Here is a 12,643-nt window from a genome sequence, read left to right on the forward strand (position 1 = left end):
CAGACTTGAACTGGCACGCCTATTTAAAAACGACGAGGGATTATGAGTAATATGTTTTATTAAAATAAATTTTGGATACAAAAAAGCCCCAACTAATGTTGAGGCTTTTTTGCACCATACTTACGTATGTAAGTTCTCATCATTGCTAAGCAAAGACTAAGAATAATGGTACCCGAGGCCAGACTTGAACTGGCACGCCTATTAAGCGAGGGATTTTAAATCCCTTGTGTCTACCGATTCCACCACTCGGGCAAAAGTGTCATTTAATTGTTAACTTAACAACTAAACAAAATTGTGGAGGCGCGACCCGGAGTCGAACCGAGGTCGACGGATTTGCAATCCGCAGCATAGCCATTCTGCCATCGCGCCGTAATTCATTTAATGAATTGGAGCGACATATCGGGTTCGAACCGATGACCTATACCTTGGCAAGGTATCGCTCTACCAACTGAGCTAATGTCGCTTTACAGAATCAATAACAAGGTGTTGTCGTTGACTTCGGGATGCATTTTTACTGTTTTAAGCAATTCTGTCAATGAAGTTTTATAGTTTTTTCGTTGTTTTTAGTGCGTTTGTCGCATAAATAAACGCATCGAATAAATATTAACTGAACTTGGTTAAAAGCTATTCAGTATGAAAAATCTTAATTTGAAAAGACTGGGCTATTTCAGCTGAGAATATTCAAAAACTGCAATGTGATAATGGTTTGCTAATAAAAAAGCACTTCAAAGAAGTGCTTTTAATAGGTGAATTGCGCTTAGGCATTAATTAGGTTCTGTTTATGCGCTCGGTAAAGACAAAGTCGTAATACCCAGCATTTTTTGCATAACGCCCACTACCTGACAGCTATAACCAAATTCATTGTCATACCAAACATACAAAATTGCACGTTTACCTTCTGCAATTGTTGCTTGAGAGTCAACAACGCCTGCATAACGCGAGCCCACTAAATCACTAGAAACAATCTCAGTAGATTCAGTAAAATCAATTTGATTACGCAGCTCTGAAGTTAATGCCACATCTTTGAGGTATTCATTTAATTCGTCACGGTTTGTTTCACCGTTTAAATTAACACTAATGATAGCCATTGACACATTAGGTGTAGGTACACGTATCGCATTGCCTGTAAGCTTACCTTCTAGCACAGGTAACGCTTTAGATACGGCTTTAGCAGCACCAGTTTCAGTAATAACCATGTTTAATGGCGCACTACGGCCACGGCGATCAGCACTGTGATAGTTATCAATCAAGTTTTGATCGTTCGTATAAGAGTGAATAGTTTCTACATGGCCATTTTCAATACCGTACTTATCATTAACCGCTTTTAGAACCGGTGTAATAGCATTAGTAGTACAACTAGCAGCAGAAACAATGATGTCTTCTGGTAAAATGTCATTTTCATTGACACCATAAACAACATTTTTAATGGCGCCTTTAGCTGGTGCCGTTAACAGAACCTTACTGGCACCTTTACTCTTAAGGTGCAAACCAAGGCCAGCTTCATCTTTCCAAATACCGGTATTATCAACAACCAATGCATCATTTATACCGTATTGGGTATAATCGACTTCATCAGGTGAATTAGCATAGATTATTTGAATGTAAGTACCATTGGCGATTAATGCGTTGTTCTCTTCATCAACTTCAACTGAGCCATTGAAAGAACCATGCACCGAATCACGACGTAATAAGCTGGCGCGTTTTTCCAAATCGCCTTTCTTGCCACCACGAAGTACAATAGCACGAAGACATAATTTGTTGCTTTGACCGGTTTTTTCGATCATCAGGCGTGCTAATAACCGCCCTATTCGACCAAAACCGTATAGCACGACATCTTTAGCGGCAACATCATCTCCAAAATTTATGCCCGCTTCTAAAGCGTGAGTCATATAAGATTGAATTTGTGATGCATCAGAGTGTTCACGCCAGTAATTAATGGCAAGCTTGCCAATATCGACTTTACAATGCTTAACTGACAACTTACTTAACGCTTCTACAAATGGGAAACTTTCGCGTAAACGTAACTTATCGCCAATGTGACGACGAACTAAGCGATGCGCTTTAATAATTTCTATTGTTGATGCGTTTAAAAGTGGTTTACCAAAAATTAAGACTTCAACGCCTTGATTACGGTATAATTTCCCAAGTAAAGGCTGCATAGCCTCAGCCATTTCGAAACGTTCTTGCCAACTTTGTAGGTGTTTATCAGCGCTCATTAAAAAGATCCTTTATCTCATATTTCGGCTTTGTCGCAGAAAGAATTGAGTAACAGAAAGAAAAGACCAATAATCAGATTATTGTAGGGTTATCCCTTATTAGTCGCCGTCATTGTAATGAAATTTGACGCATTTCACCAGTAAGAAATTTTTACTAAACCTGTAATTTTATTAGAAAAAATCACCATGCGGAGCCAGTTTTGAACAAAAGTTTAGTAATAATTACATCATTTTCTTTATTCGCTGCATTATTCGGCCTTTTCGGTTGTGATGTTGGTCGAAATAGTGCCGCCATATGTAAAAAAAATCCTGAACTTTGTGCCGATTTACACCAAGATAGTTGGTGTTTAGTAGAAAAAGGCGACTTAATTCGCAGTCGTTACCAATTAAAGCAGATAGAAACCCCTTCAGGAAAGTTACTCTATGAGCAACTCATCAAGCTTGAGTCTTATAGTAAATGCATCGAACTTGCTGCCGGGGTTAAACATGTTATTAATACTCACCGTACTGAAGATCGAGAACGTGCTTATGCTATTAGTACCCAAAACTTAGCCCAATTAAGAGAATCTACTCAAGATAACCCAGATCTTTATTTGGCTTACTACCGCTGGACCACTTTTAATGATGGTGATTCACGAGATGCTGTCATCGCCGCAGAACAATCTGGTGAAGTTAATGAAGTTTTCATGTTGTCCCACATTGCCAGTTATTATTTAAAAATAAATACCAGCCAATCAAAAGCACTGTATTTATCACTTTTAGCTAACTCAAACGCAGAAACTTTGGATCCAGACTGGCTTTTAGGTTTAGCGAGCATTTATCGACGTGAACAAAATTCACAAAATGAATACTTGTTTACCAAAGTCAATTTGTTGATGAGTGATTATGTGGCTTCTGAGCAGAGGCTTTTAGCCTTAATTGGCAATAATAAAACCTTGGCAGCCCAATTAGACCTCGATGCGCAAATGTTAGTTAATCAACTTTCCCTAGGTCAATTCGATATCAGCCAATTTAAAACGCGAATTGATTAAAAAACTAGCGCGTTATTAACTACAATGAACACATTATATTTTTCACTTATTTGTTGACGACTTACAAAAAAACACAAAAAGTGTGTGATATATTGAATTCTGTAAATAAAATACAGACATTTGACGCTTAAATTGCCATTTTTCGGCTTTTTTACTTGACGAAAATCGTTAATTTGGTAATTTTACTACCATATGATTTACGAAACAGATTTTATAATCACTTGAGGGATATGCAATGACTATCCGTGTAGCAATTAACGGCTATGGCCGTATCGGTAGAAATGTTTTACGTGCGCTTTATGAAAGCGAAAAGGATTACCCAATTGAAATCGTTGCACTCAACGATTTAGGTGATGCTTCAATTAATGCTCACCTTACCAAGTATGATTCAGTTCATGGTCGTTTTAATGCTAAAGTTGATCATGATGATGAAGCCATCTACGTTAATGGCGATAAAATCCTAACTTTCCAAGAACGTGACCCTTCTAAATTGCCTTGGGCAGAGTTGAATGTTGATGTTGTGTATGAATGTACTGGTATTTTCACTTCTAAAGAAGCGGTACAGCCACATTTAACAGCGGGCGCGAAGAAAGTTATTATTTCAGCACCAGGTAAAAATGTTGACGCTACAGTTGTTTATGGCGTAAACAATGACGTACTAACTGCTGACATGACTGTGATTTCAAATGCTTCATGTACAACCAACTGTTTAGCGCCTTTTGCGAAACCGTTGAATGACTCTGTTGGTATTGAATCAGGTTTAATGACTACTATTCATGCTTACACCAATGATCAACGCTTATCAGATGTTTACCACACTGATTTACGTCGTGCTCGTGCAGCAGCAATGTCTATGATCCCAACTCAAACTGGGGCAGCTGCTGCTGTAGGTTTAGTGGTTCCTGAGCTTCAAGGTAAGTTTGACGGTTTAGCTGTACGTGTACCGACAGTCAACGTATCTCTTGTAGATCTCACTTTCCAAGCGTCTCGTGACACCACAGTTGAAGAAATTAACCAGATAGTGGCAGATGCAGCAAAAACTTCACCGTTGAATGAAGCGCTTGCTATTAATGTTGAACCTTTAGTCTCTATCGACTTCAACCATAATGCATTTTCTTCTAACTTTGACGCGACTCAAACACGTGTTAATGGTCGACTTGTCAAAGTAATGGCTTGGTATGATAACGAATGGGGTTTCAGTAACCGCATGTTAGATAATACTGTTGCATTAATGACAGCTAAATAATTCATAGCAGTCATTTGACTAATATGAAAAAGCCCTGCAATTGCAGGGCTTTTTATTGTCTGTCATTTAGCTTAGTAATACTAAGCTAAATCTTACAAACTTAATTAGGCGTTGCCTTTTACTTTCATATTAAGGGTTTGAGCAAAATTTAGCATTCTATTAAGTGGCACTAACGCATCATCACGTAAAGCGTCATCAACAAACACTTCATGGGTTGTTTTATCGACACTACTGAGCGATGCTTCAATCGATTGAAGACCATTCATAGCCATCCAAGGACAATGGGCACAGCTTTTACAAGTGGCGCCATTACCGCCTGTTGGCGCTTCAATAAGTGTCTTACCCGGTGCAGCTTGTTGCATTTTATAAAAAATGCCGCGATCGGTTGCTACAATGAATTGCTGATTGTCCATAGTTTGTGCAGCTTTAATTAACTGACTAGTTGAACCTACAGCATCAGCTAACGCTACCACATTTGCTGGTGATTCTGGGTGAACTAGCACAGCAGCATCTGGATATTGTATTTTTAATTCACGTAAGGCTTTTGCTTTAAATTCGTCATGAACAATACAATCACCTTGCCACATCAGCATATCGGCGCCAGTTTCTTTAGCGATATAACTGCCTAAATGTCTATCTGGGCCCCAGATGATTTTCTTGCCTTCACTATCTAAGTGTTCAACGATTTCAAGGGCGATACTTGATGTAACAACCCAATCTGCACGCGCTTTAACAGCGGCAGAGGTGTTAGCGTAGACCACAACGGTATGATCTGGATGAGCATCGCAAAATGCCGAAAACTGCTCAATAGGACAACCAATATCAAGTGAACAGGTGGCATCTAAAGTAGGCATTAGAATGGTTTTTTCAGGGCTAAGAATTTTAGCCGTTTCGCCCATAAATTTAACGCCAGCAACAATTAACGTTTTAGCAGGATGATCACGACCAAAGCGTGCCATTTCTAAAGAATCAGATACGCATCCACCTGTCTCTTCTGCTAAGGCTTGAATTTCAGGATCAGTATAGTAATGTGCAACAAGAACCGCATTTTGTTCTTTTAAAAGCTGTTTAATTTTTTGTTTATAATCAGCCTTTTCGGCTTCATTTAATACAGCGGGTTTTGCGGGAAAAGGATATTCGATTGAAGCGATATTCGGTGCCGAAGTGATCATTTTGATTCCGAGAAGTTACAACGTTTGAGTATTATACAAAATCGGCCCATAAAATTAAAGGACGCTTTCGCGTCCTTTCGTGTAACTGGGTAACCTATTTTGAAGGTGAAGGAATTAGCGCATGGCTAATAACATCTCTTGAGGTTGTTCCAGATAGAGCTTCCATAAATTACAAAAACGGGCAATGGTGCCACCATCAATTATGCGATGATCGCCAGACCAACTAACTTGCATTATTTTACGCGCTTCAACTTCACCGTTTTCATTAAAGCGCGGTAGAGTTTGCAGTTTACCTAACGCTACAATGGCTACTTCAGGTTTATTGATGATTGGCGTTGCCACTGTGCCACCGAGTGCACCAATATTAGAAATAGAAATCGTGCCACCTTTAAGATCTGCAGGTGAAACGCGGCCACTACGAGCAGCAGTGGTTAAACGAGTAATTTCAGCAGCAACTTCTAGAATAGATTTGTTTTGCACGTCTTTTACATTAGGTACTAACAAACCAACTTTTGAATCAACAGCCATACCTATGTTATGAGAAGCTTTATACGTCAGCTCAGTACACTCGGAATTGACCTGGCTATTCAGCACAGGGAATTCATTGATGGCTAACGACATTGCTTTCATGAAAAATGGCATCATTGTTAGCTTAACTTCATCAGTAGAGTAGCGTTGCTTCATTTCGGCGCGCAAGGCAACTAGATCTGTTAAGTCAAACTCTTCACAATAGGTAAAATGCGGAATGGTCGAAACAGACTCCACCATCATTTTCGCCATAACCGCTTTAACACCTTTGATAGGTTCGACTTTATCAGTAGCGCTTGACACGGTCGTCGCTGGCGTAACTGCTGGGGCTTGGTTATTGACCACAGGAGTAGAAACTGTCGTAGATTTAGGCGTCGCTGCAGTTAAGTGGCTTTCAATATCTTCTTTATAGACACGGCCACTTTTGCCTGTTCCTTTCACATCAGCAATATTGATATCTAAGCTGCGGGCTAAACGTCGCACTGCAGGACTGGCTAATGCTTTGCCTTGTATAACAGGCTCAGGTGAAACATCTAAAGCCACTTGGGTTGCTGGAGCATCATCTACAAGGGTATTTGCTACTGAGGTAGATTCAACTTCGATGGCAAATAAAGGTTCATGTACTTTTGCAAGCTGGCCTTTTCGATAATGAAGTTTAACAATAGTGCCATTTTTTATTGCTGGAATTTGAACCAAAGCTTTGTCTGTCATCACATCAGCAATAGGTTGATCTTCAACCACGCTATCGCCTTCTTCGACTAACCACTCAACCAGTTCACACTCTACAATACCTTCACCAATATCTGGCAATAAAAACTCTTCAATCGCTTTACCTGTAACAGGGGCTTGTGGCGTATTTTGAATCGAGGCATTGCTAGGTGTATGGCTTGAATCATTTTTTACTTCCGCCGCTGTCGAAATGACAAAAGGTTCGGCAGCAGTTGCATCCATATCTACGGCATAAAGTGGTGCATGTACTTTAGCAATATCGCCTTTGGCATAATACAGCTTAGTAATTACGCCACCATGTGGTGCAGGAATTTGCACTAAAGCTTTATCGGTCATGACATCAGCGATGGGTTGATCTTCAACGACTAAGTCGCCTTCTTTAACCATCCAATCGACAAGCTCACATTCAACAACACCTTCACCAATATCCGGCAAAATAAAATCTTTAATCATATCTTGCTCCTAGAAATTAACTGATGCTTTAATGGCTTCGAATGTTTTAAGCTCATCTGGCATGTATTCTTTTTCAAGAATAAGCGGGTATGGTGTATCTAAACCACATACTCGGCTAATGGGTGATTCAAGGCTTAAGAAACATTCCTGCTGAATTGTTGCTGCAATTTCACCAGCAAAGCCACCTGTTAACGGCGCTTCATGGTTTATTAATAACCGACCCGTTTTCTTAACTGAAGCAGCAACGGTTTCTATGTCCCATGGTGCCAGAGTGCGCAAATCGATAATTTCAGATGAAATACCCTCTTTTTCAGCCATAAGCGCTGCTTTTTCAAGGATCTCCATTTGCGCGCCCCAACCTAGTAATGTGATATCAGTTCCTGATTTAACCACTTCTGCTTTACCTAGCTCGATTTCATAATCGCCAGCGGGCACTTCGCCAACTGAAGCACGATAAAGACGCTTAGGCTCAAAGAAAATAATTGGATTAGGGTCACGTATAGAAGCAAGTAACAGCCCTTTTGCTTGCTCTGGGTTACGTGGAATGACAACTTTTAAACCAGGCGTTTGGGTAAAGTACGCTTCTGGAGATTGCGAGTGATAATGGCCGCCTGCAATACCGCCACCATAAGGAGTTCTAAAAGTCAGTCCGCCAACATCAAATTGATTACCACTGCGATATCTGAATTTTGCTGATTCATTAACGATTTGGTCAAATGCAGGGAAGATATAATCAGCGAATTGGATCTCTGCCACAGCAGTCATGCCATTTGAGGCTAAGCCATTAGCAAAGCCAGCAATACCCTGCTCGGTTAACGGTGTATTGAAACAACGATCACGGCCGAATTTTTCTTGTAGTCCAGATGTCGCTCGAAAAACACCACCAAAGTGTCCAACATCTTCACCAAATACCACCATTCTTTCATCCGCGGTCATCGCAATTGATAACGCATCATTAATGGCGTGTAACATGTTCATTTCAGCCACGATTAAATTCTCCCTGCACTTTTAGGATACGACTTAGGATATTTTTTAATATGTTGTTTTAAATCAGCTAATTGTTTCTCTAAAGCAGGTGTTGGTTTATCTAATACATCTGTGATTAACAAGTCGATATGCGGTAAAGCCACTTTTTCTGCCACTTTAACGGCATTAAGTACTTCTTCTCGGTATTGTTCATAAGCTGCAGCATCATCTTTTTCGTTTAACCAATCTTTATTGATCATCCAAAGTTTAAAGCGCTTAACAGGATCATGTTGCTCCCACTTAGCTTCTTCTTCTTTTGAACGATAACCCGATGGGTCATCTGAAGATGAATGTGCACCTAAACGGTACGTCATCGCTTCGATGAGTACTGGCGCATTATGTTCTAACGCATGAGCTCGAGCTTGTTGAGTTGCTGCGAGTACCGCAAGCATATCGTTACCATCAACACGAATAGTGTGCATACCATAACCAACACCACGACTGGCAATGCCATTACCTGCAAATTGCTCTTCAGTTGGCGTTGAAATCGCGTAACCATTGTTACGACAGAAAAAGATCGTTGGTGACTTTAAAACTGCAGCCATATTTAGGCCTGCGTGAAAGTCACCTTCTGATGCTGCACCTTCGCCAAAATAACAAATAGCAACGTTACGTTTGCCTTGTAATTTAAAAGCATGTGCAACACCGGTAGCTTGTGGTATTTGAGTCGCTAGTGGTGATGAAATTGTCTGGTAATTTAATTCTTTACTACCGTAATGAATTGGCATCTGTCTGCCTTTACCTAAATCTTTTTCATTACTGAACATTTGATTCATAAATTGTTCAGTGGTAAAACCACGATATCTAAGTGATGCATGCTCTCGGTATTGCGCCAATATGACATCACCGTCATCAAGTGCAGCAGTACTGCCAATGATAGAGGCTTCTTCGCCAGTACAAGTCATATAAAAACTAATACGACCTTGCCTTTGAGCACTTAACATACGTTCATCTAATACTCGGGTAAAAACACAAGTATCATGTATACGTTCAGCCAAGGCTTTATCAATAACGGGCATGACGGCATTTTCGTAAGTTGTGCCATCAGCTTGTAGAATTTTTAAAATAGGAATGTGCAATGAAGCTTTGTCTAAGAAGCTGACACGATGCACTGTTTCATTAGTCAGTGTTGCGTTGCTCATATTGTGCTCTTGTTATTTGTAGCCTTAAAAATAAAGCGTAATTTATTATATGCGAACGAACATTACGTTAACGTAAACTTACTATCAACTAATGTTCATTCCACTTAGTGAATATCCTGTCATATATAATGTATATTTAGCTTTACAACTTATTGAATGTCTTCATTAGGTGCTGGCACTAAACATAATACTGTACGTTGGCCCACAGGTACATTTTCATTAGGAAAAACGATAGCTTCGTATGGATAAATGACCTTAATCTCAGTGTCACCTTCCGTTGCTAATACATGATTTTGCTTGAACCCAGAAAAATTTACCGTTGTCTTATCAAAGGTGAATTTGAAATCATCAAACTGCTTGTTAATGGAACGAGACACTTTATATAAGTGAAGTTTGTCTTTATCAAAAGGAGCTAGTTCAACTTGTTGTTGAGTTATCAACTGCAAAAGCATCTTTTTAGTATTGGCAAATTTTAACATATCATTCTCGCCAAAAGGCATCACTTTACCCAGTTCGACTGTAAATGCATCGGCTTTGAATTGTTCTGATGAATAATAGCTAAAAGTAGTGGTAGGTTCATGATGGAATAAAATGGTGTCAACATCACAACCCGCTAAAAACATAATTTGATCAGCACTAAAGCTACGTCCAGGCCTGTAAGGATAAATCGCAAATTTCTCATGTTTAGACGGCTTTATCGCGGTGTGTAAGTCGTAATGTATTCGTTGTGAGCTATTATTTTGAAGATAAAAATTAGCTACATATTCCTCTAATTTTTTTGCTCTAACTCTTTCTTTATTTGATAAACCTAAACCGGAAGAATGTGCCCCACTGAACAAACGATTCATATTCTCTTCTACAAAGCGTGTTTGGCTGAGTATGGAATCTGGATTGCCAATTATAAACAGGACTCTTTGTTTTGTAACGATTGTTTCTTTTAATAAATTATTTATGAGTTCGTTACAGATTTCAATAGGTGCTGTTTCGTTACCATGTATGGCACAAGATAAAACAATGTCTTTAGTCGACCCTTGAGCTGGATTAAAACAAATAATCCCGTTATCTAAAATCGTAACTGTTGTTTTATTTGACAATTCAAAGCGCTGTTCTGGCACCTTGTTATTAATGTTAGTTAACGTAAATGCTAAAAAATCTTTGTCATCCATTAATTGTTGAAACACGCTGACTCCTTGATGCGGCTTTAAATATTGAATGGTTTCAAACGGTAGTCGGATTCTATCACATTTAGGGGAAGCTAACGTTAAGTAACATTTAACAGAGTGTAAATCTTTGCTTGCATTATTTATTAGAATAAATATACTTTTAGCCATCTAGACTTCTTTACGGGTATCGTATGACTATAGCAACTTTTGGTGCAGGCTGTTTTTGGGGCGTTGAATATTTTTTTAAACAAATAAATGGTGTAGTTGCAGCACAATGCGGTTATATGGGGGGAAATGACAAATTTCAGACCTACGAGCAAGTGAAAGCGGGCGTAACGGGCCATGCAGAAGTGGTACAGGTTGAGTTTGACGAACATATCGTTAGCTATGAAGAGTTGTTGACCGTTTTTTGGCAAAACCACAATCCAACCACTCTAAATATGCAAGGTGGTGATATTGGCAGCCAATATCGAAGCACTATTTTTTTCCACAGCCAAGAACAAAAATTATTAGCAGAGCAATCTAAATTGTTGCTAATTCAAAGTGGTAAATGGGGATTACGACAAATTGTAACTGAAATTGTACCGGTTCAAACCTTTCATCCGGCGGAAGAATACCACCAAAACTATCTAGAAAAGAATGGCTTACCAAGTTGTCATATTAGTTATTAGCATGTAAAAGTCTAATGCGATAAGTCCTTGGTGTCTTTTGTGTACGGTATCGATTGCCTCAATCTATATCTTGGAGCAATCGCTACTTTACCCCACCCTGTAAATTCCCTACAATCCATGCAAATTGCTTAAAGCATGTAATGGAGAAATAAAAAAATGAGTCAAGCTCGTCATATTAACCTGTTAATTTTAGGTTCTGGCCCTGCTGGTTATACTGCTGCAGTTTACGCAGCACGTGCAAATTTGAAGCCTGTCATGATCACTGGGATGCAACAAGGTGGTCAACTGACTACGACTACTGAAGTTGAAAACTGGCCAGGCGATGCTAATGGCTTAACCGGTCCAGCATTAATGGCAAGAATGCAAGAACATGCTGAAAAGTTTGATACTGAAATTATCTTTGATCATATTAATGAAGTTGATTTTAGCCAGCGCCCTTACCGATTAAAAGGAGACAATGGTGAGTTTACTTGTGACGCATTAATCATTGCAACTGGTGCATCTGCCAAATATTTAGGCCTTCCATCTGAAGAAGCATTTATGGGCCGTGGTGTATCAGCCTGTGCTACCTGTGATGGTTTCTTTTATCGTAACCAAAAAGTGGCTGTAGTTGGTGGTGGTAACACTGCTGTTGAAGAAGCGCTTTATTTAAGTAATATTGCTTCTGAGGTGCATTTAATCCACCGTCGTGATTCTTTCCGATCAGAAAAGATCCTGATCAACCGTCTGATGGATAAAGTTGCTAATGGCAATATCATCCTACACTTAGATCAAACTCTTGATGAAGTCGTCGGTGACAACATGGGTGTTACCGGTCTTAAAATGAAAAGCACTAAAGATGAGTCAATTTCAGATTTAGAGGTTGCTGGCGTTTTCATTGCGATTGGTCATAGCCCAAACACCGGTATTTTTGACGGTCAACTTGATATGAACTACGGTTACATTACCGTCAACAGTGGCCTTCAAGGTAACGCAACTCAGACAAGTGTTGAAGGCATTTATGCTTGTGGTGACGTAATGGATCAACATTATCGTCAAGCTATTACTTCAGCAGGATCAGGTTGTATGGCTGCGTTAGATGCCGAGCGTTACTTAGACGCACAAAAGTAGAATCGTCACTTTGTAATCTACTAGTTTACACATAGTGAGCTAGTAGCGACAAGCCATCCATTATTGTGATGGCTTTTTTATTGTTTGTATTTTATCGATGTGAATAACACAGGTGAAGGCTGTTGTTTATACAGTTGGAGGCTGTAACTAATTTTG

10 protein-coding genes and 3 tRNA genes are annotated in these 12,643 nt (G+C 39.5%); 4 read left to right on the forward strand and 9 right to left on the reverse strand.

What is annotated here, in order from left to right; genetic code table 11:
• Nucleotides 1-166: 166 nt before the first annotated feature.
• From AB4140_RS19380 to AB4140_RS19395, 4 genes are all read right to left on the reverse strand, one after another.
• Nucleotides 167-252: transfer RNA gene (locus AB4140_RS19380), tRNA-Leu, on the reverse strand.
• 43 nt (nt 253-295) lie between these two features.
• A tRNA-Cys gene (locus tag AB4140_RS19385) sits at nt 296-369 on the reverse strand.
• Between the two features lie 18 nt (nt 370-387).
• Nucleotides 388-463, reverse strand: a tRNA-Gly gene (locus AB4140_RS19390).
• A 316-nt stretch (nt 464-779) separates the two neighbouring features.
• Nucleotides 780-2,216, reverse strand: coding sequence for a glyceraldehyde-3-phosphate dehydrogenase (locus AB4140_RS19395; RefSeq protein WP_076540871.1), 1,437 nt, complete (start codon nt 2,214-2,216; stop codon nt 780-782).
• A gap of 200 nt (nt 2,217-2,416) precedes the next feature.
• Between AB4140_RS19395 and AB4140_RS19400 the strand changes: the two genes are divergently transcribed.
• Together AB4140_RS19400 and gap are read left to right on the forward strand one after the other, a co-directional pair.
• A complete protein-coding gene (locus AB4140_RS19400) occupies nt 2,417-3,247 on the forward strand; it encodes a DUF2989 domain-containing protein (RefSeq protein WP_102476781.1) in 831 nt (276 codons plus the stop codon).
• A gap of 235 nt (nt 3,248-3,482) precedes the next feature.
• Nucleotides 3,483-4,493: a type I glyceraldehyde-3-phosphate dehydrogenase gene (gap, locus tag AB4140_RS19405; RefSeq protein ID WP_102435407.1), complete on the forward strand. Its 1,011-nt coding sequence runs from the start codon at nt 3,483-3,485 to the stop codon at nt 4,491-4,493.
• Between the two features lie 104 nt (nt 4,494-4,597).
• Here gap and nadA read toward each other — a convergent pair whose 3' ends face one another.
• From nadA to astE, 5 genes are all read right to left on the reverse strand, one after another.
• Nucleotides 4,598-5,665 (reverse strand): quinolinate synthase NadA, encoded by a 1,068-nt coding sequence (gene nadA / locus AB4140_RS19410; RefSeq protein ID WP_372002269.1) that lies wholly within the window; start codon nt 5,663-5,665, stop codon nt 4,598-4,600.
• Nucleotides 5,666-5,779: 114 nt separating this feature from the next.
• Nucleotides 5,780-7,375, reverse strand: coding sequence for a dihydrolipoyllysine-residue acetyltransferase (locus tag AB4140_RS19415; protein ID WP_102435411.1), 1,596 nt, complete (start codon nt 7,373-7,375; stop codon nt 5,780-5,782).
• A 9-nt stretch (nt 7,376-7,384) separates the two neighbouring features.
• Complete coding sequence (locus AB4140_RS19420) at nt 7,385-8,362, reverse strand: alpha-ketoacid dehydrogenase subunit beta (protein WP_102435413.1); 978 nt, start codon at nt 8,360-8,362, stop codon at nt 7,385-7,387.
• A 2-nt stretch (nt 8,363-8,364) separates the two neighbouring features.
• Entirely contained in the window at nt 8,365-9,543 is a 1,179-nt protein-coding gene (locus AB4140_RS19425) for a thiamine pyrophosphate-dependent dehydrogenase E1 component subunit alpha (protein ID WP_102435415.1), read from the reverse strand.
• Nucleotides 9,544-9,692: 149 nt separating this feature from the next.
• A complete protein-coding gene (astE, locus tag AB4140_RS19430) occupies nt 9,693-10,724 on the reverse strand; it encodes a succinylglutamate desuccinylase (protein WP_102476866.1) in 1,032 nt (343 codons plus the stop codon).
• Between the two features lie 173 nt (nt 10,725-10,897).
• On the opposite strand from astE, the gene msrA reads away from it, so the two are divergent.
• Together msrA and trxB are read left to right on the forward strand one after the other, a co-directional pair.
• The gene (gene msrA / locus AB4140_RS19435; RefSeq protein ID WP_102435417.1) at nt 10,898-11,377 is read left to right on the forward strand and encodes a peptide-methionine (S)-S-oxide reductase MsrA; all 480 of its coding nucleotides are present in this window, start codon (nt 10,898-10,900) and stop codon (nt 11,375-11,377) included.
• Nucleotides 11,378-11,533: 156 nt separating this feature from the next.
• Nucleotides 11,534-12,487, forward strand: coding sequence for a thioredoxin-disulfide reductase (gene trxB / locus AB4140_RS19440; protein WP_102435419.1), 954 nt, complete (start codon nt 11,534-11,536; stop codon nt 12,485-12,487).
• The last annotated feature ends 156 nt before the right edge of the window (nt 12,488-12,643 follow it).

The sequence above is a fragment of the Shewanella sp. 10N.286.51.B2 genome, from assembly GCF_041469265.1.
Lineage (GTDB): Bacteria > Pseudomonadota > Gammaproteobacteria > Enterobacterales > Shewanellaceae > Shewanella.

Bases quoted from the DNA above. Each gene is read 5' to 3' on its own strand.
- AB4140_RS19395 (WP_076540871.1), bottom strand. From the start codon at position 2,216: ATGAGCGCTGATAAACACCTACAAAGTTGGCAAGAACGTTTCGAAATG.
- AB4140_RS19425 (WP_102435415.1), bottom strand. From the start codon at position 9,543: ATGAGCAACGCAACACTGACTAATGAAACAGTGCATCGTGTCAGCTTC.
- msrA (WP_102435417.1), top strand. From the start codon at position 10,898: ATGACTATAGCAACTTTTGGTGCAGGCTGTTTTTGGGGCGTTGAATAT.
- AB4140_RS19415 (WP_102435411.1), bottom strand. From the start codon at position 7,375: ATGATTAAAGATTTTATTTTGCCGGATATTGGTGAAGGTGTTGTTGAA.
- trxB (WP_102435419.1), top strand. From the start codon at position 11,534: ATGAGTCAAGCTCGTCATATTAACCTGTTAATTTTAGGTTCTGGCCCT.
- gap (WP_102435407.1), top strand. From the start codon at position 3,483: ATGACTATCCGTGTAGCAATTAACGGCTATGGCCGTATCGGTAGAAAT.
- nadA (WP_372002269.1), bottom strand. From the start codon at position 5,665: ATGATCACTTCGGCACCGAATATCGCTTCAATCGAATATCCTTTTCCC.